At 64.3% G+C, this 24407-nt stretch carries 20 protein-coding genes; 12 read left to right on the top strand and 8 right to left on the bottom strand.

What is annotated here, in order from left to right; translation table 11 throughout:
* Positions 1-20: 20 nt before the first annotated feature.
* From G5B40_RS02340 to G5B40_RS02355, 4 genes are read left to right on the top strand one after another with little or no spacing between them, the layout of a single operon-like run.
* The gene (locus G5B40_RS02340) at positions 21-755 is read left to right on the top strand and encodes an aspartate/glutamate racemase family protein (protein ID WP_165094519.1); all 735 of its coding nucleotides are present in this window, start codon (positions 21-23) and stop codon (positions 753-755) included.
* A 9-nt stretch (positions 756-764) separates the two neighbouring features.
* Complete coding sequence (locus G5B40_RS02345) at positions 765-2846, top strand: hydantoinase/oxoprolinase family protein (RefSeq protein WP_165094521.1); 2082 nt, start codon at positions 765-767, stop codon at positions 2844-2846.
* Positions 2843-4609 carry a hydantoinase B/oxoprolinase family protein gene (locus G5B40_RS02350; protein WP_165094524.1) on the top strand — a complete coding sequence of 589 codons (1767 nt, stop codon included), beginning with the start codon at positions 2843-2845 and terminating at the stop codon, positions 4607-4609. Before G5B40_RS02345 ends, G5B40_RS02350 begins: the two co-directional genes overlap by 4 nt.
* Before the next feature lie 4 nt (positions 4610-4613).
* On the top strand, positions 4614-5600 hold the full coding sequence (locus tag G5B40_RS02355; protein WP_165094526.1) for a quinone oxidoreductase family protein: 987 nt from the start codon (positions 4614-4616) through the stop codon (positions 5598-5600).
* Positions 5601-5629: 29 nt separating this feature from the next.
* On the opposite strand, the gene G5B40_RS20925 is transcribed toward G5B40_RS02355, so the two are convergent.
* A complete protein-coding gene (locus G5B40_RS20925; protein ID WP_211907395.1) occupies positions 5630-6172 on the bottom strand; it encodes a Rossmann-fold NAD(P)-binding domain-containing protein in 543 nt (180 codons plus the stop codon).
* 223 nt (positions 6173-6395) lie between these two features.
* Between G5B40_RS20925 and G5B40_RS20930 the strand changes: the two genes are divergently transcribed.
* Complete coding sequence (locus G5B40_RS20930) at positions 6396-6653, top strand: hypothetical protein (protein WP_211907396.1); 258 nt, start codon at positions 6396-6398, stop codon at positions 6651-6653.
* Between the two features lie 285 nt (positions 6654-6938).
* Here G5B40_RS20930 and G5B40_RS02365 read toward each other — a convergent pair whose 3' ends face one another.
* Entirely contained in the window at positions 6939-7229 is a 291-nt protein-coding gene (locus tag G5B40_RS02365) for a DUF2218 domain-containing protein (RefSeq protein ID WP_165094529.1), read from the bottom strand.
* A 95-nt stretch (positions 7230-7324) separates the two neighbouring features.
* Here G5B40_RS02365 and G5B40_RS02370 point away from each other — a divergent pair, with 95 nt between their 5' ends.
* Positions 7325-8218: a LysR family transcriptional regulator gene (locus G5B40_RS02370; protein WP_165094532.1), complete on the top strand. Its 894-nt coding sequence runs from the start codon at positions 7325-7327 to the stop codon at positions 8216-8218.
* 53 nt (positions 8219-8271) lie between these two features.
* Here the strand turns inward: G5B40_RS02370 and ggt are convergent, their stop codons facing one another.
* On the bottom strand, positions 8272-9984 hold the full coding sequence (ggt, locus tag G5B40_RS02375; RefSeq protein ID WP_211907397.1) for a gamma-glutamyltransferase: 1713 nt from the start codon (positions 9982-9984) through the stop codon (positions 8272-8274).
* Positions 9985-10204: 220 nt separating this feature from the next.
* Here ggt and G5B40_RS02380 point away from each other — a divergent pair, with 220 nt between their 5' ends.
* The 5 genes from G5B40_RS02380 to G5B40_RS02400 all read left to right on the top strand — a co-directional run bounded on the left by G5B40_RS02380 (position 10205) and on the right by G5B40_RS02400 (position 16462).
* Positions 10205-11329, top strand: a complete 1125-nt coding sequence (locus G5B40_RS02380; RefSeq protein ID WP_165094534.1) for a C4-dicarboxylate TRAP transporter substrate-binding protein — start codon at positions 10205-10207, stop codon at positions 11327-11329.
* Positions 11330-11392: 63 nt separating this feature from the next.
* Positions 11393-11941 (top strand): TRAP transporter small permease, encoded by a 549-nt coding sequence (locus G5B40_RS02385; RefSeq protein ID WP_165094537.1) that lies wholly within the window; start codon positions 11393-11395, stop codon positions 11939-11941.
* A 39-nt stretch (positions 11942-11980) separates the two neighbouring features.
* Positions 11981-13291 carry a TRAP transporter large permease gene (locus tag G5B40_RS02390; RefSeq protein ID WP_165094539.1) on the top strand — a complete coding sequence of 437 codons (1311 nt, stop codon included), beginning with the start codon at positions 11981-11983 and terminating at the stop codon, positions 13289-13291.
* Between the two features lie 2 nt (positions 13292-13293).
* Positions 13294-15621: a molybdopterin guanine dinucleotide-containing S/N-oxide reductase gene (locus tag G5B40_RS02395; RefSeq protein ID WP_246209682.1), complete on the top strand. Its 2328-nt coding sequence runs from the start codon at positions 13294-13296 to the stop codon at positions 15619-15621.
* 25 nt (positions 15622-15646) lie between these two features.
* Positions 15647-16462 (top strand): helix-turn-helix domain-containing protein, encoded by an 816-nt coding sequence (locus G5B40_RS02400; protein WP_165094542.1) that lies wholly within the window; start codon positions 15647-15649, stop codon positions 16460-16462.
* Between the two features lie 568 nt (positions 16463-17030).
* Here G5B40_RS02400 and G5B40_RS02405 read toward each other — a convergent pair.
* From G5B40_RS02405 to G5B40_RS02415, 3 genes are read right to left on the bottom strand one after another with little or no spacing between them, the layout of a single operon-like run.
* Complete coding sequence (locus tag G5B40_RS02405; protein WP_165094544.1) at positions 17031-18173, bottom strand: glycosyltransferase family 4 protein; 1143 nt, start codon at positions 18171-18173, stop codon at positions 17031-17033.
* A 3-nt stretch (positions 18174-18176) separates the two neighbouring features.
* Positions 18177-19688 (bottom strand): phosphomannomutase, encoded by a 1512-nt coding sequence (locus G5B40_RS02410; protein WP_165094547.1) that lies wholly within the window; start codon positions 19686-19688, stop codon positions 18177-18179.
* A gap of 17 nt (positions 19689-19705) precedes the next feature.
* Complete coding sequence (locus G5B40_RS02415; RefSeq protein ID WP_211907398.1) at positions 19706-20806, bottom strand: glycoside hydrolase family 130 protein; 1101 nt, start codon at positions 20804-20806, stop codon at positions 19706-19708.
* Here G5B40_RS02415 and G5B40_RS20935 point away from each other — a divergent pair.
* Positions 20771-21001, top strand: a complete 231-nt coding sequence (locus tag G5B40_RS20935; protein ID WP_211907399.1) for a hypothetical protein — start codon at positions 20771-20773, stop codon at positions 20999-21001. The genes G5B40_RS02415 and G5B40_RS20935 overlap by 36 nt on opposite strands.
* On the opposite strand, the gene G5B40_RS02420 is transcribed toward G5B40_RS20935, so the two are convergent.
* Together G5B40_RS02420 and G5B40_RS02425 are read right to left on the bottom strand one after the other, a co-directional pair.
* Positions 20982-23261, bottom strand: coding sequence for a glycosyltransferase family 4 protein (locus tag G5B40_RS02420; RefSeq protein WP_211907400.1), 2280 nt, complete (start codon positions 23259-23261; stop codon positions 20982-20984). The two genes, G5B40_RS20935 and G5B40_RS02420, sit on opposite strands and share 20 nt — an antisense overlap.
* Positions 23258-24100, bottom strand: a complete 843-nt coding sequence (locus G5B40_RS02425; RefSeq protein WP_165094552.1) for a class I mannose-6-phosphate isomerase — start codon at positions 24098-24100, stop codon at positions 23258-23260. The genes G5B40_RS02420 and G5B40_RS02425 overlap by 4 nt, the downstream gene beginning before the upstream one ends.
* Between the last annotated feature and the right edge of the window lie 307 nt (positions 24101-24407).

Raw genomic sequence — 24407 nt, forward strand, 5'->3', positions numbered from 1 at the left:
CAGATGAGAGAGCAAGATCCATGAAGATAAAAGTAATCAATCCCAACACCACCTGGTCGATGACCGAGAAGATCGGTGAAGCAGCGCGCGCAGTCGCCAGCCCAGGCACCGAGATCACAGCGGTCTCGCCGCAAATGGGCCCGGTGTCGATCGAAGGCTTCCATGACGAGGCCTTCGCTGCGATCGGCGTGGTCGACGAAGTGCGCAAGGGTGAAGCCGAAGGCTATGACGGCTATGTCGTCGCCTGTTTCGGCGACCCGGGCCTGGCCGCCGCTCGAGAAGTGGCGCGCGGTCCCGTAATCGGAATCGCGGAGGCGGCGATGCACGCTGCGAGCATCATCGGAACCGGCTTTTCGATCATCTCGACGCTCGAAAGGTCGCGTCCGATGATGGAGCATCTGGTTCACGCCTACGGAATGGAGCATTTCTGCCGCTCGATCCGGATGACCGATATGGCTGTTCTCGACCTTGAGGTAGAGGGGTCGAATGCGCAGAAGCTCGTAATCAACGAGTGCCGCAAGGCGATTGAAGAAGATCACTCGGACAGCGTGCTGCTCGGTTGCGCAGGCATGTCGGATCTGATGGCTCAGGTCTCGCGTGAGATCGGAGCGCCCGCGATCGATGGAGTCTCGGCTGGCGTGAAGTTTGTCGAGGCGCTCGTTGGGCTCGGACTCGGAACCGCCAAACGGCAGGGGTACGCATCTCCGCTCCCCAAGGAATACACCGGCGCTTTCTCAGCATTCACGCCGACCTGAGGAGATATAATGAAGACCATCGGCGTTGACGTAGGCGGAACCTTCACGGACCTCGTATATTGTGACCTCGCTAGCGGCGTTCTCGACATCCACAAGATCGCGACCACGCCTGACGATCCCTCTCGCGGCGTGCTGCAGGGCGTGCTCAAGCTCTGTGAGATGAGCGGCGTGTCGCCGAGTGAGATCGATTACCTGTTCCACGGCACGACCACAGCGACGAACGCGGTTCTGGAGCATAACGGCGTCACTTCGGGCATGATCACCAATGATGGTTTTCGGGACATCGTCCATATCGGGCGCCATCAGAGGGTGCAGCATTATTCGATCCGCCAGGAGTTGCCCTGGCAAGACCGCCCTCTGGTGAAGCGCCGTCATCGCAAGACGGCCCCCGGCCGTCTCGCGCCGCCCACCGGCGCGGAGATCGAGCCCCTGGACGAGGAAGCCGTCCGCAGAGCCGCTGAAGAACTGAAGGAGGAGGGCGTCAGCGCGGTCGCGATCTGCTTCCTCTTTTCCTATCTGAATTCCTGCCACGAAGACCGGGCGCGCGAGATCGTCGTGGAGGTGATGCCGGAGGCGTTCGTAACCACATCATCCTTCGTAGCGCCGCAGTTCCGCGAGTTTGAGCGTTTCACGACCGCCGCGCTCTCGGCCTTCATCGGCCCGAAGGTCCGAGAATACATCGTGCGCTTGCAGGGTGCGCTCCAGGACGCCGGATTCTCCGGCGAGCTCAGGATCATGGCCTCTAACGGGGGCGCCGCCACCGCGGCGATGGTTTCCGACAAGCCGACGCTTACGCTCCTGTCCGGGCTCGCCGCAGGTGTTCTGGGGGGGGCCTGGATCGGTCAGCAGCTCGGGCGTAACGATCTCATCACCTTCGATATTGGCGGCACGTCCGCGGATATCGGCATCGTTGCCGACGGCGCCTTCGCCGAAACAGACGCGCGCTCCTCTTCGATCGCCGGTTATCCGCTTCTTTCACCGATGATCGACATTCACACGATCGGCGCCGGCGGCGGCTCGATCGCTCATGTCGATCGTGGCGGAGCATTCCGCGTCGGTCCGAGAAGTGCGGGCGCGGTGCCGGGTCCGGCGGCGTACGGGCAGGGCGGCGTGGAACCGACCGTCACCGATGCGAACCTCGTTCTCGGCCGTCTGGACGCAGACGACTTTCTCGGCGGCGGCATGAAACTCGACCGTGAAGCGGCGCGGACGGCCGTGGCGGGACTCGCCAAGCAACTCGGTTTGTCCATGGAAGAAGCCGCGGAGGGCGTCCTGGCGGTGATCAACTCGAACATGGCGAACGCCATTCGCTCGCGCACCGTCCAGAAAGGCATCGATCCACGCGGCTTCGCGCTTGGCGCATTCGGGGGCGCGGGTCCGCTCCACGGCGCAGAGGTTGCGGCGATGCTGTCGATCCGCGAAGTGATCGTACCGCCCTATCCGGGCATCACCTCGGCCATGGGCTTGCTGACCACGGACGTGAAATACGATGCGACAACCACCGAGTTCCAGATTTCGACCGCCATCGACATCGACCGGCTGAACCGGGATCTCGAAACGATGGAGGCGGATCTCTCCGCGCGCTTCGATGCCGATCACATCGATTCGGCCGCGGTGCGCTTCGAGCGGGCAAGTGATCTGCGATATGTCGGCCAAGGGTACGAGTTGCGTGTTCCCCTGCCACAGGGATCGATCAATGAGTCGAACCTCAAGGAAGTGTGGGACGCGTTCCACAAGCTGCACGCCGCCGAGTATGGTCACGCGTTCCCTGAAAGCCCGGTCGAGATCGTGAATGTGAAGGTCGCGGGCATCGGTGAGATCGACAAGCTGAAGGCGCTTCGCCCCATCGAGGGCGGCTCCCTGGAGGAGGCGACGCTGCGCACCGGCGACTGCGTCTTCCGCATCGACGGTCAGCTCTCGCATTTCGAGACGACATTCTATGACCGCCGCAAACTCCCTGTGGGGCGGCCGTTCCCCGGTCCTGCAATCGTGCTCCAGAGCGACTCCACCACGGTCATCCCTCCGGGAGACTCCGCCGTGGTTCACGAAACCGGCAGCATGATCATCACCTTGGGAGGGACGGCACAATGACCGCGTCCATCGATCCAATCACCGCTGCGGTCATCCAGGGCGCGCTTGAGAACATCGCCATAGAGATGGGCCACAAGCTCATGCGTATGAGCTATTCGAGCATCATCCGTGAATCGGAGGACTTCGGCACCGCGCTGACGGACTACGACGGCAATCAACTTTGCGAATGCAAGATGTCCACCCCGCTGCAATCGGGGCCGATTCCCGGCTATATTCGCGGGATCAAGCGGGCCTTGGCCGCTCGCAGTCAGGATATTCGTCCTGGCGACGTCATCATGCACAACGATCCATATGGCGGCGCGTCGCATGGGCCCGATGTCGCCTTCATCGTTCCGATCTTTATCGAGGAAAAACTGGTCGCCTTTTCCGTGACCACGGCCCACCACCTTGACATCGGCGCCGCCACGCCGGGCAGCGCGGGAATTGTGGATGCGGTCGACGCCTATGCCGAGGGTCTTCAGTTCAAGGCGATCAAGGTTGTGGAGGAAGGCCGACCTAACGCCCAAGTATGGCAGATCCTGCGCGACAACATCCGCGCCCCTCAACTTGTCGTGGGAGACATGGAGGCGCAAATCAAGGCTGCCGAGATCGGCGCCGCGCGGTTCCTTGAATTGGCGGACCGGTATGGGATTGAAACGATCCGCGCCGCTGCGGCGGATCTCATGGATTATTCGGAACGGCTCATGCGCGACGCGATCCGCGCTTTGCCCGATGGCTCCTATGCCGCGGAAGGGATCTTCGACGGTTTTTCGGATGATCCCAACCCGATGCGTCGCGACCTGCCCATCAAGGTGACAGTGACGGTCGCCGGTGACGACATCACGGTTGATCTGACCGGAACGGCGCCGCAGGTGCCCGACAGGCCAATCAATATGCCTTTCGAAGGGACGGTGGACTGCGCGATCTGGCTGACGCTCCGCTCGATCCTGCTTGACAGCGTGGAATATGGCGAAGTCCCGCAGAATGCCGGCCTTACGCGACCAATCAAGATTATCGCGCCGAAGGGTTGCCTCGCCAATCCGATTTTCCCGGCGCCGACGATCGCGCGCTTCACGCCGGGCAACCTGATGGCCGACACGCTGATGCGGGCGCTTTCGCAGATTGTGCCTGAAAAGGTCTCGGCGGGCGTGGGCAACCTGCGCGTCGTTTCCTTCTCTGGCCTCAGGGAGGGCCAACACTGGGTGCATATGGAGATTCTCGAGGGCAGTTATGGCGGCCGCTTCGGAATGAACGGCATGGACGCGGTCGATACGCTCTACGCCAACACCCGGAATAACCCGATTGAAGATATGGAAACCCATCTTCCACTCAGGGTGGAGCAGTATGAGCTTCGGGGCGATACGCCGGCGGCGGGACAGTGGCGCGGCGGGATCGGCTCGATCCGCGAGTTTACCCTTCTTTCCGATGGCGCCTTCTCCACCGAGGGGGACGGTCATGGCCAGCGGCCGTGGCCGCTCGGCCCAGGTGAGGCGGGGCTGCCTGGCGCTCTGGCCCTGATCAATGCGGACGGAACGCGGGAGGCTCTACCCTCGAAAGTACCTTATCACCAGGTGCATGCCGGTGATCGCATCGTCGCGCTCGGCCCCAATGGCGGCGGCTACGGCGATCCGCTGGCGCGCGATCCGGCGGCCGTACTCGATGACGTCCTCGATGGGCTCATGGATGGTGAGACCGCGTTGACGACATATGGCGTGGTCATTCGTGAGAACGAGATAGACGCCGCCGCGACGAGCGAGCGGCGGGCGAAAGCAGGGGGGAGTTAAACGAATGCGTGCGATTTATCTTGGGACGCCGGGGGAGCAACCCGGAACGCTCGAATTGACCGATCGGCCCGCGCCCAAGCCAGGGCCTGGGGAAGTTCTGGTCGAGACGGCTTACGGTGGATGTAACTTTGCGGACACTATGATGTGGAGGGGCACGTATCCACATCCGAAAGGTTACCCGCTCGTCGCGGGCCTTGAGATGTCGGGCCGCGTCGCCGCGCTTGGACCGGACGTGACGAATGTCGCGATCGGCGATCGTGTCGCGAGCTTCATCGAGGACGCCGGCGCTTTCGCGGAGTTTTGCGTTGCGCCCGCCAACAAATTGATCCCGATTCCTGATGCGGTCGGGCTCGACCAGGCGGCCGCATTTACGATCCAGGCGCTGACGGCCTGGCACATGCTCCATAATGTCTCGAAGGTGCAGAGTGGGGATATCGTGCTGGTCCATGCGATCGGCGGCGGGGTAGGACTCTACCTGACGCAGATGGCCGTTGCAGCCGGCGCGACGGTGCTTGGAACTATCGGCACGCCCGGCAAGGAGAAGCGACCGCTCGAACTTGGAGCCGCAGGCGTAGTAAATCGTGACGAGGCCGATTTCGTCGTCCGGATCGCCGAGATCGCCGGTCGGCCAATCGACAAGATATACGACTCCACCGGCGCGACGATCCTTGATCGGAGTTTCGCGCTGGTCCGAAATCTCGGCCACATCGTGAGTTTTGGTGAGGCCGAGGGGCGGCCGCTTCCTAACCTATGGGAACGGCTGGTCACGAAGTCTTTGACTTTCTCGCGCTTTCACCTCGGACATGTCGATTTCGACTCCGATATCTGGCGGATCAGCGTCTCGGCAGTGACCGAAGCCGTCAAGGCCGGCGATTTGTCGGTCCCGATAGAAGGGGTGTTCGCGTTTGATGAAGTCGCGAAGATGTATGAACGGCTCGAGTCGCGACAGGTGCCTGGTAAATTGTTGCTCGCCATCAACCCCTCTCTATGAGGCTCTGCTCTCTGGAAGATCGATAAGGCTCACCGTCCGTAATCAGGCCAGATATTTGGTCCGATCATATGGCGGTCCAGTGATATCGGACTACCCGAGAGGAACGCAAAGGGCCGCCTTCTTCGCGCAAGCGCCATGTCCGCGCTCCCCGTGCGAGATTGAAGCGTGAGCCGGCCGGCGGCAGTCGTGAAATCGCTGGGGTTGTCGAGCGCGCCATCACGGCTGCTTCGATAGATTCCGGCGATTACCGAGCCGATGAAGTCGCCCAGTTCAGCGACACGGTCAGCCCTGCAATCTTCGACCGACATGGGGCGATAGTGCGGATCGGCGTCGAAGGCGCGGTTCATATGCCGAGCGCACTCGGCATGGGTCAGGGGCTCGCCATACAGGATATAGGTGTGGCCGTTGAGGCGCGGCTCGGTCAGTCTGCGGGCGTAAGCTTGGGTCAATTCCGGGCGCCTCGTGTAGCCGCATTCGTCGTTTCCGGCGCAGTTCGCGCTCTCGCCAGCCTTGCGGTAGTTGTCGATGAATTCGACGTCCGGCTCGATGAAGATGCCGTTGCGCCCGATCACCCGGTCCAGCCCGCTGGCGCGAATATCCGCCTCAATCTGCCGGTTGCTCCGGATCACGGCAGAGGAGCCCGTTCCCTCTCCCTCTCCCTCTCCCTCTCCCTCTCCCTCTCCCTCTTCGGCGCCCTGTACGCTGGTGCGCGATTTTCTTAACACTGGCGGCCATGGCGGCGTCCATGCCAGAGACCAGAAATAGAGTGTCGACACCGGCCAGGGATGCTTTCAATTGGCTGGGCTGGCCGTCGTCGCCGGGGAGCGCCTCGACGCCCAGATTCGTCGTCTTTTGCGGGCTGCGGGCAAGACCGATGATCGGCTCGGCGATCTCCAGTCCAGAAGGACTCTGATGATATGGGATCCAAGCTGCGCGGTGACGGCCGTGACGGTCATGGTCATGGTCATGGTCATGGTCATGGTGATTCTCCAGATATGTCAGATGTCGGCAGGCTGCGCGGCCTTGCGGTGGCGAACGGCCCCCAATTCATGACCTTCAACCCGGCGCGCAGGATCCGGCCCGGGATATTCGGTGGCCGCCCGGCGACCACCGGCCGCTCAAATTGGCGCCGCGCTTGCGTCTTCGGTCAGGCGACGATCCCAGGAGAGTCGCGGAGATCGCAGCCGAGCATGGTGGGCCGAACGCACTACGGTAGCCATGCGATGTCGATGAAGCTTTGCGTCTCACCCACGAGGTAGGCTTGCTCCTTGAGACGAAGCTCTATGCGGCTGCCGTTTGGTGGAGGGCGGTTCGTGGGAAGTTACGCCCGGAAGCAGTTCAGGCCGCAGGCGCGTCGCGCCATTCGATTTCGGGGTTTTCTCGAAAGGCGAAACGGGCAAGGTGATCGCCGATCACCTTCCGCATCCGCGCAAGCTCGTCAGGTTCGGCGGTGACCGCAAGGGTCAGCGTGTCGTCCTCGGCCGTCAGCGCGCAGTTGCCGAACGGCAGGCTGACGGAGCCCGCTTCGGCGGTGAATTCGACTGGAACCTTGTGACTGAAATGCTTGCAAAGCTGCTGCAGGTAGATGCTGGCGCGGCTTGTGGTGATGATGGCGGTGCTGCTGGGCATGGAACTCTCCTGTGGTGTTGGATCCACAGATAGACCCTGTTCCGCCTTTTGATTATCCCATTAAAACGGGAAGAATATTTTTAGGAATTAGAAAGATGATCGAGAGCTATCGTGGGCTGGCCATCTTTGTCGCCATTGCCGAGGCTGGCAGCCTGAGCGCCGCCGGGCGGCGGCTCAAGCTGTCCACCTCGGTTGTCAGCCACCACCTGTCTCGCCTTGAGAGCAAACTCGGCGTCACGCTATTCTTTCGCTCGACCCGGTCAATGTCTCTGACACCTGAAGGACATGCGGCGCTTGGAGCCGCGCGTCGCATGGTGGCTGCCGGGGCGGAAGCGCTTGATGCTGTCGGCGGCAGTGGCGACAAGTTGGTGGGCGCGCTGCGGATCACGATGCCCGCCTGGGGCGAGCAGATGCGCACTCGCCAAAAGCTGTGGGAATTCGCCCGAACCCACCCCATGGTCGCGATTTCCTTGCATAGCAGCGACATGCCTGCCGACCTGATTAAGGGCGGTTTTGACCTTGGCATCCGGCTGGGCGCGCTGGTCGACAGCAGCCTGAAAAGCCGACGCATCGACGATTTCGAACGGGTGGTGGTCGGCTCGCCCCGTTACTTCGCCGCGCGCGCCCCGATCACGACGCCACACGATCTGACAACCTGCGATTTCATCGCGGTTTCGGTGATCCCAGACGCGATGACGCTAACCTGCGAGGATCAGACGGTTACAATTCACCCTGAAAACGTGCGGCTTGAGGTGGACACGATCAGTTCAGCCAAATCGGCCATCCTTGCGGGCCTTGGCGTGCGTAACCTGCCGCTTGGCGAGGTCGAGGCCGAACTTGCCGCTGGCGCGCTGGTCCGGGTGTTGCCGCAATGGCGTCTGCCCGTGCTTGGCGTCTACGCCGTCTGGCCCGATAGCGGCCCGCAAAAGACCCTGACCCGCAGATTGATCGAGTTTTTCGTCGATAGCGCGGTGGGCGCACAACCCTGACATCATGGTGGGCGGCATGGACCTTTGGCGAATCGTCGGGCGTGCGCCGGTCTTCAATCCGCGGAAGGATCCGAACGAACATGGTCAGGCCAGAAACTCACGCCATCACGCGCCTGGCCGCCGCCGATACCCACCGGCGTTCCGTCGGCGCGCCAGCAGGCGGCGCCTTCCATCAAGCCGTCCTCGGCGAACCGGATCGCGCACATGCCGCCGCCGACATGGTCGACCTCGACGGTCTTGTGCCCGAGCCTGTCGAGCGCCGCGCGGGTTTCCGCCGGAAAGGCGCTCTCGATCTCCGCCTCCTGACCCTGGGTGAAGACGCGCGGCGCCTCCACTGCCTCCTGCAGGCTCATGCCGTGATCGATAAGGTTCATCACCACCTGAAACACGCAGGCCGGGATGCGATGCGCGCCCGGCAAACCGAGTGCGAAGGCAGGCCTGCCCTCGGTCAGCGCGATCATCGCGGAAATGCCGCTGGTGATTCGCTTTCCGGGCTCAAGCGATAGCGCGAAGCCTGGATGCGGATCGAAGAGATACATGTAATTGTTCGGAATGATCCCGGCGCCTGGAAACGCCACCCTGGCGCCAAAGAGGCTGTTGATCGTCTGGGTTGATGTGACGACGTTGCCCTCACCGTCGGCGACCGTGACATGGGTGGTATTGTCGGACTCGTTCAGCAGCACCTCGGCCTTGTAATCGCTCGCGCTGTTGAGCTTGATCTGCGGGCGGCGCTGGTCGGCGTAGCGCTTCGAGAGCAGACGCGCCACCGGTACATCGACGAAGGCCGGGTCGGCTGTCGCCGCGCGCCGGTCGGAGGCGGCGATCTTCAACGCCTCCAACGCGAGGTGCAGCGTTTCCGGCGTTCCGAAGCCGAGCTGGCCGACATCGAAACCTTCCATGAGATTGAGCATTTGCACCACATGCACGCCGCCGGAGCAGGGCGGCGGCGGCCCGATTATCTCGTGCCCCCGATAGGCGCCGCGTACCGGCTGGCGATGTTCCGTCCTGTAGACTTGAAGATCCTCGAATCTGACATGGCCGCCCGCCGCTTCGATCGCGGCGCAGATTTCCCGCCCCAACGCGCCCCGATAAAGCTCGTCAGGGCCGTTCTGTGCGATCCGCTCGAGCGTCTTTGCGTAATCGGCCTGCACCAGATGCGCCCCGGCTTCCAGCGGCGCGCCGCCCGGCATCAGGATGGCCGAGATCGCCGGATCACGCGCCAGATCTGCGGCGTATTCGGAGATGAATGCCGCGAGATAGGGTGTGATCGCGAATCCGCGCGACGCGTGCCGGATCGCCGGCTCCATGACATGCTCCAACGGCAGGCGGCCGTATTGCTCGAGCAGTTCGCACCAGGCGCGCAAATTGCCGGGCGTTGCGATCGAGCGGTATCCGACACGGTTTTCGCGGCCCACCGTCTCCATATAGTCAGGCCAGTCGTCCGAGATCGGCGTGTAGCAATCCGGCCGGCATGAGTGTGGCGCCGTGCAGAGCCCATCGATCACCACCTCGCGGCCGTCCGCCATACGGACGAGCGCGGCGCCGCCACCGAAAATGCCGACCATCATTGGCTCCACCACGGTGAGCGTGAAGAGCGCTGCGACCGTCGCATCTGCGGCGTTGCCCCCGGCGGCCATGACCTCGACAGCGGCCGCCGAGGCGAGTGGATGATTGGTTACGGCCATGCCGCGGCTGGCGGTCGCCGGCTCCTTCTCGCAGATGATCTTGCGCGCTTTGGCGGCGGGGTCGGCGTGGCGAGTGGACATAGGTGACAATTCCGCATCGGTGACAAGCAAGGTTCAATAGATGAACCGAAGGTCTATTATGTTGCCGGCGAGAATGCGCGCCTGTCAATCTGCTCCGTTGAACTCGCGGGAATTCGGCAATCTTGACAAACACCAGTCCGCGCCGCAGTTTCATAAGTAAGAACCAAAGGTTCATTTAATGAACCATATTACATGCCGCTTACAATGGGAGAGTAGATTCATGGTCAGACGTATGTTGCTCATGTCGGCGCCGATCGCCATCGCCATCGCCGTCGGCGCTACGTTCGCCGGCGCGGCGCAGGCCGAGACCCATCTGACCTATGGGAGCACGCTGCCCGCGCCGCATCTCGCGCATCACGCCGCGCTTGAACCCTTCTTCGAAAGGGTGTCCGACGCCACGGACGGCGCCGTGACCTGGGAGATAATGCCCGGCGGAACGATGGGCGGGGTCAAGGAAGTTGTGCAGATGCTGCGCGACAACGTCACCGATTCCGGCCTGATCCTCGATCTCTTCACCCGGCGGGAGCTGCCCGTCACCTCGACGGTCTCGGATCTGATCACGCTGCCCGACGATTTCATCGTCTATGGCGCCGCAGCGAATGAATTCCAGCTCATCGCCTGTCCGGAATGCGTCGCGGAACGGTCGGAGCAGAACATCGTCGGCCTCGCCTATTATGGGCCGGATCCTTATCGGCTGATGTGCCGGGATCAGACCCGCACCTACGCCGATCTTCAGAACAAGAAGACCCGTGCGACCGGCCGGCTCGGCGTCCTGATGCAGGAATTCGGCGCCACCACTGTCACGATCCCCAGCTCGGAGGTTTACGAATCTTTGCAGCGTGGACAGGCGGACTGCACTGCGGCCTCCACCGCTTGGCTCGACTCCTACAATCTGAAGGATGTCGTGGAGACGGTGATCGATCTTCCGATGGGCAGTTATTTTAACGCCAACATCATGTCGATGAACGCCGAAGTCTATCATGGCCTGTCGGAGAGCGAGCGCGCGGCAATCAACGAGAATCTCGCCGGACTCGTGGTCGATGTCATGCTCGCCTACAAGAAAGAGGGCGATGCCGGCCTCGATAACGCAGTCGCTTCAGGCGTCGAACTGGTTCAGCCAGATGAGAGGCTTCTGACCGCCCTCGCGGCCTTCCGGAAGGGCGAGGTCGAGAACACGATCGCCACCGCGGAGGCGGCTGGCGTCAAGAACGCCAGAAAGATGGTGGAGACCTATCTCTCTCTCGTGGAGAAATGGCGCGCCATTCTCTCGGAGATCGGCGTGGACGATCGCGAGGCGTTTGTCGCTGCGCTGAACCGGGAAGTATTCTCCAAGGCGAAGTTCTGAGCCGCAAACCGTGCGTCGCCCGTTCTTTTCGGAGAACGGGCGCATCCTTTACGGGAAGACGCCATGCTAACCGCCCATAAATGGTTCAGCCGCCTTAACACTGTGCTGATCGCTGTCGCCATCATGGCTTGCGCGGCGATGATGGTTCAGGTCTCGCTCGACGTGATCAGCAAATATCTCTTCAACTATCCTATCCCGCTGACGCTTGAGGCGGTGGCGAGTTTTCACATGGTCGCGCTGATCTTTCTGCCGCTTGGCCTCGTCACGCGCGAGCGCGGCCATGTCGGGGTGGATCTCTTCACCCGGAACCTTTCCGAACGGCGGCTGGCGGTCTTTGACGGGTGCGCCGGTCTTCTCGGCGTCGCCTACGCCGCGGTCCTGATCTGGTTCACTACCTCCGAAGCGCTGCACAAGACCCGCATCGGCGAGACCTGGGAGACCGCGTTCGGCTATGTCGAGGTGTGGCCGGCGCGCTGGCTGGTCCCTGCCGGCTGCGTCGCGATGGCGCTCTGGTTCGCGCTTCTGTTGATCGACGACCTCCGCTTTGCGGCGACGGGCGAGCGGTCGTTGCCATCCGCACGCAGCGCCGACGAAGCGGTCTCGGCCAGCTGAGGGGCGCGGGCCGCTCCTTCATTTCCAACGGAGCTTAAAATGGACGGGCCCACGGTCGCAGCAATCGCCTTCGGCATCCTCCTGCTGTTGCTCGCCCTGCGCGTGCCGATCGGCGTCGCCCTCGCCACCGTTTCGATCGGCGGCATCATCGCGCTCCGGGGTACGCGCCCCGCCTTCGGCGTGCTCGGCTCTCTGCCTTTCGATTTCGCCGCGTCGTGGTCGCTTTCGGCAGTGCCCATGTTTCTTCTGATGGGCTCGATCGCCTACCATACCGGGCTGACCCGCTCGCTCTACAGTGCGGCGCGGCTCTGGCTCAACTCGTTGCCGGGCGGGCTGGCGGTCGCGTCGAATTTCGCGTCCGCCGGGTTCGCGGCGGCCTCCGGCTCCAGTCTCGCCACCGCCGCCGCAATGGGGCGGTTGGCGATTCCGGAAATGCTCGCCTATGGCTATGATCGCGGGCTCGCGACCGGCACGATCGCAGCCGCCGGCACGCTCGGCGCGTTTATTCCCCCCTCGATCGCCTTCGTGCTCTATGGTTGGTACACGCAACAACCGGTCGGCACGCTGCTGATCGCCGGCATCATCCCCGGCCTTCTGACCGCCGGCGCCTATACCGTGATGATCGTCATCCGTTGTTCGCTCAACCCCGAGCTTGCTCCACGCGTCAGGGTCAGGGCCGGCGTGGCGGAGAAATTCGCCGCGCTGCGCGATGTCTGGCCGCTGCCGCTCCTGATCATGAGCGTCGTTGGCGGCATCTTCAGTGGCGTCGCGACGGCGACTGAAGCCGGCGCCGTGGGGGCGATGTTCGCCCTCCTGATCGCGCTCTTTTCCGGCCGCCTCACGCTTCGCAGCCTTCACGCCAGCTTCATGGAGGCGCTGCGCACGACGGCCTCGATCTTCTTTATCGCCATTGGCGCGATCCTGCTCACCCGCTTCCTTGCGATGGCCGGGGTGCCGCGACTGATGTCGGAGATCGTGACGGGCTGGCACCTGGGGGCGGTCGGGGTCATCGTGACGATGATCCTCGTCTACCTTCTGCTGGGCATGTTCCTCGACCCGATCGGCATCATGCTGCTGACGCTGCCGGTCTTCCTTCCGATGTTCGATGAGTTGAACATCAACCTGATCTGGATCGGCGTGCTTGTGGTCAAGATGATAGAGGTCGGCTTGCTGACTCCACCCGTCGGACTGAACGCTTTCGTGGTGAAAAACATCGTCGGCGACACAGTTTCGCTGAACGAGATTTTCAGTGGCCTGTCCTGGTTCCTGGTGTGCGAGGTTGTGATCGTCGCGCTCTTGATCATATTTCCAGCCTTGTCGCTCTGGCTTCCGGGTCTGATGGAAGGGTAAGCATGATGACGAGACAGACCGAGACGTCCGCCGCCCTGCCGCACAGCGCGCATTGGGGGGCGTTTTCCGCCACGCCGAACGCCAAAGGCGGGCTGGACATCTTCCCGCATCCCGAAGACCCGGACCCGTCGCCGATCCTCGGCAATTTCGCCGACGCGCTCACCCACCGCGCGCGGATCGCGAAGCCGATGGTGAGCAGAGCATGGCTCGAGGCCGGGCCCGGCCCGCGCGAGCGGCGCGGCGACGGTGAATTCGTTGCGCTTTCCTGGGATGAAGCGCTCGACCGGCTCGCGGGGGAACTGACGAGAGTGCGCGACGCGCACGGGCCGGCGGCCGTCTTCGGCGGCTCCTATGGTTGGGCCAGCGCCGGGCGTTTTCATCACGCCCAGAGCCAGGTTCACAGGTTTCTCAACACCGCGCTCGGCGGTTACGTGCGCTCGGTCGGCAGCTACAGCGCCGGCGCCGCGCAAGCGCTGCTTCCGCATGTCATCGGCGCTTTCGAGGACATCTCCCGTCATAACGTGACTTGGGATCAGATCGTGGACCACACGGATCTGGTTCTGGCTTTCGGAGGAATGGCGCTGAAGAACTCCAACATCGCCAGCGGTGGAGTCAGCCGTCATATCGAACGCGGGGCGATGGAGCGCGCCGCCGCGCGCGGCGCGCGCTTCGTCAATCTCAGCCCGATGCGGACCGACTTTCCGTCATCTGCTGGGGCCGAATGGATCAGCGTGAAGCCCGGAACCGACACCGCGGTGATGCTGGGCATGATGCATGCACTCGACGCCGATGGCCTGGCGGACCTGAAGTTCCTCGAGTCGCATTGCGTCGGTTGGGACAGGCTCGCGGCCTATCTGCGGGGCGAGGCGGACGGACAGCCGAGAACGCCGGCCTGGGCCGCCGGGATCTCCGGTGTCGAAGCTTCGGTCATCGCCGATCTCGCCCACCGCGCCGCGTCCGGGCGGACTCTCGTCACCGTCGCCCACGCGCTGCAGCGCGCCGAACACGGCGAACAGCCGGTCTGGGCGGGCGTGGCGCTGGCGGCGATGCTGGGACGAATCGGCGCGCCCGGCTGTGGTTTCCATTACGCGCTCGGCGCAATGGGGCATACTGGCCGCACGCCGGTGGCGACGCCGATCCCGACCATGCCGCAGGGGAAAAACGGCGTCGCCGCGCTGATCCCCTGCGCGCGCATCTCCGACATGCTGCTGCATCCGGGTGAGCGGTTCGACTTCAATGGCGCCACGCTGACTTATCCGGATATCCGCCTCGTTTACTGGGCGGGGGGCAATCCCTTCCACCACCATCAGGACCTCACGCGCCTTCGTCGCGCGCTCTCGCGTTGCGATACGTTCGTGGTGCACGATTTCGCCTGGACGGCGAGCGCGCGGCACGCCGACATCGTACTGCCGGCGACCATGACGCTAGAGCGGGAGGATATCGGCGCCGCCGGAACCGACCCGCTGATGATCGCCATGCGGCCGCTGAGCCGCCCCTATGGCGAAGCGCGCGACGACCATGAGATCTTCCGCGCCCTCGCTGCGCGGATGGGCGTTGAAGAAGCGTTCACCGAGGGCCGGAGCCCGGAGGCCTGGCTGCGCCATCTTTATGAGCCGACGCGACAGGCGCTTGCGGCGGAGGGCCTTCCGGCGCCGGATTTCGATTCGTTCCGCGCGGCGGGCGAGGTCCGTCTGCCGCGCCGCGCCAACGATGGCGGGATCCTTCGCGCCTTTCGCGCTGATCCTGCGGCGGCGCCGCTGAAGACGCCGAGCGGGAGGATCGAGCTCTATTCCGAGACCATCGCCGACTTCGGCTATTCTGATTGCCCCGGCCACCCCGCGTGGCTGGACAGGGAAGAGGCGCCGTCTCCGGAAGCTCCGCTCTGGCTCGTCTCCAACCAGCCGGCGACGCGCCTGCACAGCCAGCTCGATTACGCCGCGCATTCCCAGGCTTCAAAATCCCGGGGCCGCGAGGTCATGCGCATCAATCCGCAGGACGCGGCCGCGCGCGGCGTCGAAGACGGCGATATTGTGCGGATATTCAACGCGCGCGGCGCCTGCCTCGCCGCCGCGCAGTTGACCGAGGACATCGCGCCTGGCGTGATCAACCTGCCGACCGGCGCATGGTATGATCCCGTCGATATCGGCGGTGAGACGATCTGCGTTCACGGCAACCCGAACGCCGTGACCCGAGATCGCGGCACGTCGCGTCTCGCCCAAGGCTCGACGGGTCAATTGTGCTGCGTGGAATGCGAGAAATGGACGGGACCGACGCCAACGGTGTCAGCCTTTGAGCCGCCAGACGCCGGGCCAGCAGCCGGCGACGGATGAAACCCATGGAACGGGAGGCGTTTACGTGACGCAGGACATGAAAGACAGGCCGATGGGCGCGCCGGTCTACAAGCCCGTGACGGCGTCACTCAGGGTGCTAGCGGTGCTGGAGGCGCTGAATGCGATCGGTCCGGCCGGTCTGACAGCGATCCACAAGCGCACCGGAATTCCGAAAGCGACAACGCTCAGGATGCTGGAGACGCTCGAATCCGCCGGTTTTGTCTCATATGACGCGCATAATCGGGAATTCGCGGTCGGGCTTCGGTCGCTTGCGCTCGCGAGCGGCTACGACGCCGACGATGAGATCGTAGCGATCGCGCGCCCGATTCTCGCCGACCTTCGCAGCGATATGGGCTGGCCATCGGATGTTGTCCTTTGCCCCGGCGACAGGCTGGTCATAGCGGAAACAAACACCCGTGACGCCGTATTTTCGGTTGTCCGCCATCGCGGCGCCGGCTCTCAAATCCCGTTCACTATCTCGGCGACCGGTCGCGCGTGGCTTGCGTTCTGCGACGAGGCGACCCGCAAGCGGATCCTTCGGTTCGCGAACCCGCATCCCGAGGAATCGCTCGACTTGATGGGCAACCCGGAGCGCCTCAATGCGATCATTGGCGAGACCCGTCGCCGGGGCTATGGGCTGCAATCGGGCGAGTTCTTCGCGCATGAGGCCGGCGCGGGGGTTCCGGTGTTCGTCAACGGCGAGCTTCGATGCTGCATCAACATCATCGTTGCGCGCAACGCCGTCTCCCTCGAGCAGATGGAGGAACGCTATGTGCCGAAACTCCTTGCGGCCGCCCGGCTGATCGAGAGTCGAGTCAGCGGCCGCGTTCCCTTGAGCTGATCCCGGCAGTTGGATCGCGCGCCCGGCTTGGACGGCGGTCGACGTTGCGTCTCTTACAGTGGATAAATGTGATTGCGTAGAGAGCGCCATTGAGCCCAACCGCGGCCGCGTTAGCATCGTCCGGGCGGTCTGGCGTGAAAAACCCTGCCAATTTGCAGTTCCGGGCCGAGAGGAACTGGCTGGGGCGAGAGCATACAGTTTGGCGATTCGACATCGTGATCGTCGGACCGTTGTGCATGGCGGTATGAATAAACGTGCGGCGGCGACCACCATTCGCCTCGCATGCAGGACGATTGCGAAGATTCTAGCCTTCTCTCGGAGGCGGATTCAAGAAATTTCGCCGGGCGCGCCAACTCGTCGGGCGCCGTGAGATAGATGCGGCGTAGAAATAGGCTTTGGCGGCGACGACGGTCGCCTTTGAGTCCTTCGCCATCCGTCCGCAGCGATTGATCCAAGCGAAGGAAGGTTCGGCGATACGCGGAAACGGTCGCAGAGGCGACGCCGCGAGCGAACGCGACGGACGGCGAGGACGACGAACAGGTGGTCCTAGTGAGACTCGAACTTCAGTTTAGCGATGCGCCGGGTCGCGCTCCTTCATTGCGACGCCGCCATTCACGCCGCCCGTCGGCGCGGCGCGAGCGCGTTGCATGGGCGAAACCTTCGGACGTCGTCGGGGGGTCTCCAGGCGCGGTGATCGGTTCCGCTCGGCGAGAACCGACTCGTAGAGCGCAACGTAATCCGTAGCCATGCGCGTCGCCGTGAAGCGCTCTGCGATATGGGCGCGGGGGGCCGTTCGGCGGATTTCTCCGAGCCGGTCAACGGCGCGGATGGCTTCGTCGGGGCCATCAACCAGAAATCCCGTCTGACCGTCGATGATCAACTCTGGCATGGAGCCGCGCCGGCAGGCGACAACGGGCGTACCGCAGGCCATGGCCTCGACCACCGACAGCCCGAAGGGCTCGTCGAACCCGATCAGGTGCAGAAGGGCCCTGGCGCCGCCCAGAGCTCTGGCGCGCTCGGCGCCGCCGACGGGGCCATGCCAGATCACCCGGTCGTCGGACAGGGCGGGGCGCACATACGCGTCGAAATAGGCCTGATCCTGAATGACGCCATAGATGTGCAGGCGGTGGCCTGTGGCGTGGGCGACCTCGATGGCCTCTTTCGCGCCCTTGTCGGGGTGGATGCGGCCGAAGAACAGCAGGTCGTCGCCGCCCGCCGGGTCGAAGGGGAAATCATCGAGCCGTATGCCGTGATGAATCGTCGCCGCATAGCGCAGGTCGGGGTGGCGGTCGGCCTCGCTGATGGCGACGAAACGCACCCGGTCCTCGAAAGGCTTGAACATCGGCAGGATGCGTTCCGAGGAAAAGCCGTGGATCGTCGTCACCACCGGCGTTTCGACCAGGGGAGCGAAGGCGTGGGCCGGGAAGTCCGCCTGATTGTGGATGATGTCGAACCGGTCCGCCTGCGAAAACACATGCGACAGGTGCCGGTATTCCCAGACCTTGGCGTCGACGCCGGGATCCTCGCTGTAGGGGGCCGGCGCGACGGCGTCGAGACGGGCCGATGTCTGGCTGTCGGCGGTGGCGAACAGCGTCACGTCGAGGCCCATCGCCACCAGCTCCTCGGTCAGCATGTGGGTCAGCAGCTCCCACGGGCCGTAGTGGCGGGGGGGCGTGCGCCAGGCGATGGGCGCGAGCATGGCGATACGCATCGGTCAGGCCGCCTGCTCTTGGTCGGCGCGGACGGCCAGCCGGTCCCGGACAAGGGCGAGCGTCTCGGCGTTCAGCCTCCGCGCCTCGTCTTCGGTTTCGGCCTCGGTATAGCAGCGCAGTTCCGGGGCGTTGCCAGAGGGACGCAGATGGATGATCGCCCCGCCCTCGAAAGTCATCCGCAGGCCGTCGGTCTTGTCGGTCTCGGACAGTTTCCCGGCGACGGGGCCGAAGGCGTCGTCGATGCGCGCCCTTTCGAGGGCGGAATCGGGCGGGCTGAGCCAGTCGACGATGGCGCGGCTCCGCGCGGTCGGGAACGCGCGAAGCCGGTCTGAGAAGGTCACGCGCGCGGGCAGATCGGCGCAGATCTCGGCCAGGGGTTTGCGGCGCGCGGCGACAAGGGCGCAGAGGATGGGCAGAACGGCGTCGCGCGTCGGCAGCGGCGCAAGGCTCCGGCCATTGCGGGTGACGGGGCCGCCCAGAAGGAAGCCGCCATTCGCCTCGTATCCGCAAACCGCGGCGCCCTCTGCTGCGGCCTCGTTCATCGCCTCGATCACATAGGGAGAGCCGATACGCGTGCGCCGGACGCCGGCGAACCACCCGCTTCTTTCAAGCGCGGTGTTGCTGCTTACCGGGGTGACGACGCAGTCGGCGCCAAGCTCATGCGCGCAGATCAGGCCAAGGATGTCTCCGCGCAGCCAGCGTCCTGACTGATCCGCCACGAGCGGCCGGTCGGAGTCTCCGTCGGTCGAGACGATGGCGTCGAAGGCGTGCGCGCGCGCCCAGTCCCGCGCAAGGGCGATATCTTCGGGGCGCAGCGCCTCGGTGTCGACGGGAACGAAGCTGTCGGAGCGGCCCAGCGGCGTCACCTCGGCGCCGAGGTCCCGCAACAGTTGCTTGAGCAGGTCGCGCCCTACGGCGGAATGTTGATAGACACCCAGTTTCAGGCCCGAAAGCGCGCCATGTCCGAAAAATTCCGTATACCGCGACAGGTAGGGTGCGTTGATGTCGATCGCTTCAGGCAAAGGAGCAGGATCGCGCAGAGCTCCCTCGCCATCAAAGAGGGAAGGGGGAAGGACGATCGCCTGACGCGCGATGCCGGCCTCGTCGGGCTTGAGCACCTCGCCCCGCGCACGGTGGAACTTGACGCCGTTGCGATCGGCGGGGATGTGGCTGCCGGTGACCATCAGCGACGGGATGCGTCGGTCAAAGGCGTAGCGGGCCAGCGCCGGCGTCGGCGCATGGCCGCAAAACAGCGGCAGGCCGCCCTCATGACGGATCGCCTCGGCGCAGGCGCGCAGGAGGCGCGGCGTCGAGGGGCGCAGGTCGCCCGCCAGCGCCACCGCGTCGCCTTCGGTGAATTCGCCGATCTCAAAGAGATAGCGCAGAAAACCCTGAGTATAGCCAAAGGCCACGCGGTCGGTCAGCGCCGAGACGAGGCCGCGCGCGCCGCTGGTGCCGAAGCCCACGCCGCTTTCCGTCATCAGGTCACGGGTGGTGAAGGAGGTGTCGGTCATGGATGAGCTCCTGTCTTTCACACGAGAGTTTCCAGGAAACGGTCGATACGGACCATGGCGAAGCCGACGATGCAGTCGGCGATGCCGAAGGGCATGAACATATAGTCGCCGTGGCGCAGCGCGCCGCAGGTGTAGACGACATTGGGCACGTAGCCTTCACGCCCCACATCCGAAGGCGAAAGCAGCGGCGTGCGCGAGCGGCCGAGAACGCGCGCGGGGTTGTCCTTGTCGAGCAGCATGGCGCCGATGCAATATTTGCGCATCGCCCCCACGCCATGCGTAAGTAATAACCAGCCTTCGTCCAGCTCCACCGGCGGGGCGCAATTGCCGATCTGCACCAGTTCCCATGTGTGCATGGGGCCGGCGATCTTTTCGCCCGCGCTCCAGCAGGACAGATCGGCGGAACGGATGAAATACAGGTTCTCCGCATCCTGCCGCACGATCATGGCGTAGTCGCCGCCGATCCGGCGCGGGAACAGCGCCATCCCCTTGTCGCGGGCCGCGCAGCCGGAGATGGGGCGCAGATCGAAACTCCTGAAGTCGCGGGTGATCAGCAGTTCCGAGGCGATCTCGCGCCCACTCCACGCCGTATAGGTGCCGCAGTAGAAGCTGTCGTCGCCATCGTCAAACTTGACGAGGCGCAGGTCTTCGAGCCCGCCGCGGTGCGCTTGCGTCACCGGGAAGAGGACCGTTTCCTCGATCGGTCCGCCATCTTGGCGTTGCAGCCGGAGATGGCCGTCGGTTCCGGTCTCGGGCGAGGCCGCGACCGCGAGCCTGGATTCAGGCCGCAGCTGCATGGCGCCGTCTGACGACAGGACGCCCTGACGGAAGGTGATGGAGGAAATATGTCCTTCGCCAACCGCCCGAAGGGACATCAGGAAACGGATTTCATCGGGGCCGAGCCCCGATTGATCGGGATGGAGCACGACGCTCGGGTTCATCAGCGCCGCGGCCTCAAAGGAATATTCGTGGCAGAAATAGGCCCCGATCAGCGCCCGTTCGGCATTGCGCGCGGGGGTGGGCAGGTCGAGGTCGCGGGCGATTGCCTCGTAGCGATCCTCGAAATACTGGCGCACCTCTCGGTGGCGGTTTTCGAAATCCGCGAGCAGCGTCTCCAACTCGTTCTCGATGGTCGCGTCGTCGAGGCTGCGCAATGTCTCGACGATGCGATGGGCCCGGCCATCGACCGCCGGGTCGATGGACCGGGTTTCGGGCGGAAACGGGAAATGTCGCACGACGACGCGCGCGGCGTCGCCGTGAATCCGCTCAGGCAGCAGGCAGACGGGAACCATGTCACCTCCGCGCCATCGTGATCAGTTCCGGATGTTTCCTTTGCTGCCTGCGCAATCGACGCATCGCTAGGACGGCGAACTGAACGGCCAGGATCGACTCCGCCCCCTGATTGAGGTTCACCCGGTCGACCTGCAACCCGTCGAAACAACCGCCGTTCGGGGTCGTCATCCTGAGCCCCAGATCGTTGCGCCCCAGGTACCAGTCGAACGCCGTTTCCGCGCGGATCGTCCATACGGGAGTGTCTGTCGCCCCGAAGGCGGCCTCACAGGCGTCGATCATCGCCCAGGCCTCGAGCGGTTGTTGGTCGAAGGGCCGGGGTCGCTCATGGCGGCGGCCGAAGCTTTCGGTGCCCACCGGGCGGAAGACGCCGCCGGCGCCGGTCTGGATGTCGGCCAGCCAGTCGAGCGCGGCGATCCCGTTTTGCGTCATGGCGTCGTGGCCAAGCAGCCGCCCGGCCACGATCAGGGCTTCGGGCAGGCGGGCGTTGTCATAGGCGAGTGTCGGCTCGAACCAGACCCATCCTTCGTGGCGTTCGCGGAGCAGTAGGTCGTGCAATTCGGTGGCGAAGCGCTCCACCAGCGCGCGCGCCGCGCGATGACCCGGATAGACGGACAGCCAGTTCGCCAGCCCGAGAACGGCGAAGGCCCGCGCGCGGGGGAAGGTCAGTTCGCCACTTTCCGGGATGACACGTTCCGCCAGCGCGGTGGCCCAGAGTTTCAGCCTGTGGTCGTCGGTGCCCGCAATCACCCGGCCCAGCGCCCAAAGCCCCCGGCCATGGCTGTCCTGCGAGCCCTGCGTTTCGAGCCAGCGCCGCTGGTAGTCCATGAAGTTGCGGAATACGGCGCGATGCTCGTCCCAGGCGTCTTCGACGAAGGCGGCGCAGGTGTCGATGATGCGGCTGGCGCGTTCGGGTTCGATCCCTTCGGATTTCAGATCGACGGCCAGCATCAGCGCGCGGGCGTTGTCGTCGAGGCAATACCCGTGCCGCCGGTCCGGGATGGACGACCGGCTGTGCTGCAACATGCCGCAACCATCGACCATCCGGTCGACCGCGGTGAGAGTCGAGATTTGCGGCGCGCTCTTGCCGGGTCGCAGAGTGCGGATTGCGTGCGCGGGCCGGTGAACGGCGCGCGCGTTGGCCAGTAGCGAGAGGTAGCCGCGCGCGACCTCGGGCCAGATCATGCGCCGCCCCGCGTCATAGGCGCGCGCCCGCAGGCTGTCGCGTCGCACCTGGTTGCGCAGCAATTCGCCGATGCTTTGGGCAAGCGCATCGGGATTGGCGAAAGGAACCAGCACGCCCGTGTCGTCGGCGAGCAATTCCTGGGCATGCCAATAGGGGGTCGAGACCACCGCCTTGCCCAGCCCCACCGCGTAGGACAGCGTGCCGGACGTGATCTGCGCCTCGTGCAGATAGGGGGTGACATAGATGTCCGCCGCCGAAAGCCACGCCTGCAGCGTGGGCGTGTCGACATATTCGTTGACGAAGCGCAGATGGTCCGACACCCCGAGCGACCGGGCCTGCGCGGCCAGCCTTTCACGGTAGGCCTCGCCTTCCGAGGCGACAAGATGGGGGTGCGTCGCCCCGAGGATGACATAGGTCAGATCCGGGTGATCGCGCACCAGATCGGGCAGGGCGGCGATCATGTGCTTGATCCCCTTGTTCGGGGACAAGAGGCCGAAGGTCAGGATGATCTTGCGCCCTTCAAGCCCGAAATGATGCTTCTGGAACGCCGGATCGAGGAACGGCAGATCGGGGATGCCATGCGGGATCACCGCGATCCTGGACTCGGGGATGTCCCAGCGCTCGGTCAGGATGGCGCGGCCCTTTTCGGCCATCACCACCAGACGGTCGGATTGCGCGGCCAGCCTCTCCATGACCCGGCGCTGATCGGGCTGCGGTTCGGTCAGGACCGTGTGCAGCGTGGTGACGATGGGCGATCTGAGCCGCTCGGTGAGGCTCAGCAGGTATTCGCCCGATGGGCCGCCGAAGATGCCGAACTCGTGCTGGATCAGCACGGCGTCGGGATTCATCGCGTTGATGTGCTCGGCGGCGGCCCGATAGTTTTCGGGGTCGTCCTGGGCGATCTCGTAGTTCACCTCGGCCGGGTAGCCGTATTCCTGCCCCGGCTCGGTCATCGCGAAGGTTCGGATCTCCAGCGCCGGATCGGCCTGCGTCAGCGCCGCGGAGAGATCCGCCGTGAAGGTCGCGATGCCGCATTTGCGGGGCGGATAGTTCCCGATGAGCGCGATATGTCGGACGGGCGGGGTAACATGCATCATTGGCGGGCCCTCCAAGGCGCATCCTCGTCCATTTGGGTTTCCTGCGGTTCGGCGACGATCAGAACCGTGGGTTCGGCTGCGCGGATGGAAAGCGATCCGCCGACCTCCCAGCACTGGTAGGGTTCATAGCGGCGTTCGCCGAAAGCGCCGCCGCCTTGCGCCACTGCGACGCCGGCGCGGGGCGCCGTCAGTGTGACGCGCTGATCGGGCGTGAGCGTTTCCAGGGCGACCCGGAACGGAGCAGCGGCGGCCGGCGTCGGCGTGAGGGGACGAGGGTCGAGGATGGCCTCTCGCAACCCCTGTTCGAGGTGCAGTTCGCGCGGACGGCCGTAATCGTGGAGACGCCATGTGACGTCGCTCGGTTCCTGGACCTCGATCACCGTCAGGCCCGGGCCGAGGGCGTGGATTGCGCCCGCCTCTACGAAGAACATATCGCCTACAGCGGGCTCGATCCGCCGCAGCATTTGAGGAAGGGCGCCATCCTCGGCGGCGCGGCGGATTTCGGCTCGGGTCGCCGGATGTTTCAGGCCCAAGTGGAGATATGCGCCCGGCCTGGCATCGGCGACGTACCACCATTCGTGCTTGCGGTCGGGACCGTGCTGGGGGTGAACCTGGATGGAGAGCGGCTCGCTGGTTTGGAGCCATTTGATGACGAGGCCCGATCGGGCCGCATCAAAGACGACCTCGCCTAGGGGTTGGGCGTCGTCAGGAGCTTGAAGGCCGTCTCGGCGACCCCAGGGCTTGGCCCGGTAGTCTGGCGTCAACGGCTCGGCGTGGGGGAGGGGGCTAGGGGGGGGTGTTTCGTTGCGTGTCCTGTCGTGTCGAAACTCGATCTGCATCGGCTCAGTTCCTCGAACGGATGAATGCGGATTAAGATTTTCAAGAGGGTGAGACCGGCCGGAAGTCCGGCGACCCGGGTTTTAGATGTGAGAAGCCGAACGAAATTCAAGAGGGGAAAGCGTTGGGCGTCGCTCACTCTCAACATGCTGATATGGCGCGCTTTATCTGCCGCTCATCGAGGCGTCGGCGCACTCTTGACGCGGGGGGTCTGCTTTCTAAATCAGCTTTGACAGGCCGCCTCATCAGGGGTCTGCGGCTGGATGCGCCAGCGATGCCATACGCTTGTAACCATGTTGCTTGATGGAG

It is taken from the genome of Pikeienuella piscinae, assembly GCF_011044155.1.
GTDB lineage: Bacteria > Pseudomonadota > Alphaproteobacteria > Rhodobacterales > Rhodobacteraceae > Pikeienuella > Pikeienuella piscinae.

Excerpts from the sequence above, each read along its gene's own strand:
- G5B40_RS02405 (WP_165094544.1), bottom strand. The coding sequence starts at position 18,173 with ATGCGTATCGCCATGCTCGCGCCCATCGCCTGGCGCACGCCCCCCCGC.
- G5B40_RS02365 (WP_165094529.1), bottom strand. The coding sequence starts at position 7,229 with ATGCCCAGCAGCACCGCCATCATCACCACAAGCCGCGCCAGCATCTAC.
- G5B40_RS02385 (WP_165094537.1), top strand. The coding sequence starts at position 11,393 with ATGCTAACCGCCCATAAATGGTTCAGCCGCCTTAACACTGTGCTGATC.
- G5B40_RS02420 (WP_211907400.1), bottom strand. The coding sequence starts at position 23,261 with ATGATGCATGTTACCCCGCCCGTCCGACATATCGCGCTCATCGGGAAC.
- G5B40_RS02395 (WP_246209682.1), top strand. The coding sequence starts at position 13,294 with ATGATGACGAGACAGACCGAGACGTCCGCCGCCCTGCCGCACAGCGCG.
- G5B40_RS02390 (WP_165094539.1), top strand. The coding sequence starts at position 11,981 with ATGGACGGGCCCACGGTCGCAGCAATCGCCTTCGGCATCCTCCTGCTG.
- ggt (WP_211907397.1), bottom strand. The coding sequence starts at position 9,984 with ATGTCCACTCGCCACGCCGACCCCGCCGCCAAAGCGCGCAAGATCATC.
- G5B40_RS02380 (WP_165094534.1), top strand. The coding sequence starts at position 10,205 with ATGGTCAGACGTATGTTGCTCATGTCGGCGCCGATCGCCATCGCCATC.
- G5B40_RS02345 (WP_165094521.1), top strand. The coding sequence starts at position 765 with ATGAAGACCATCGGCGTTGACGTAGGCGGAACCTTCACGGACCTCGTA.
- G5B40_RS02355 (WP_165094526.1), top strand. The coding sequence starts at position 4,614 with ATGCGTGCGATTTATCTTGGGACGCCGGGGGAGCAACCCGGAACGCTC.
- G5B40_RS02350 (WP_165094524.1), top strand. The coding sequence starts at position 2,843 with ATGACCGCGTCCATCGATCCAATCACCGCTGCGGTCATCCAGGGCGCG.
- G5B40_RS02425 (WP_165094552.1), bottom strand. The coding sequence starts at position 24,100 with ATGCAGATCGAGTTTCGACACGACAGGACACGCAACGAAACACCCCCC.
- G5B40_RS02340 (WP_165094519.1), top strand. The coding sequence starts at position 21 with ATGAAGATAAAAGTAATCAATCCCAACACCACCTGGTCGATGACCGAG.
- G5B40_RS02410 (WP_165094547.1), bottom strand. The coding sequence starts at position 19,688 with ATGACCGACACCTCCTTCACCACCCGTGACCTGATGACGGAAAGCGGC.
- G5B40_RS02370 (WP_165094532.1), top strand. The coding sequence starts at position 7,325 with ATGATCGAGAGCTATCGTGGGCTGGCCATCTTTGTCGCCATTGCCGAG.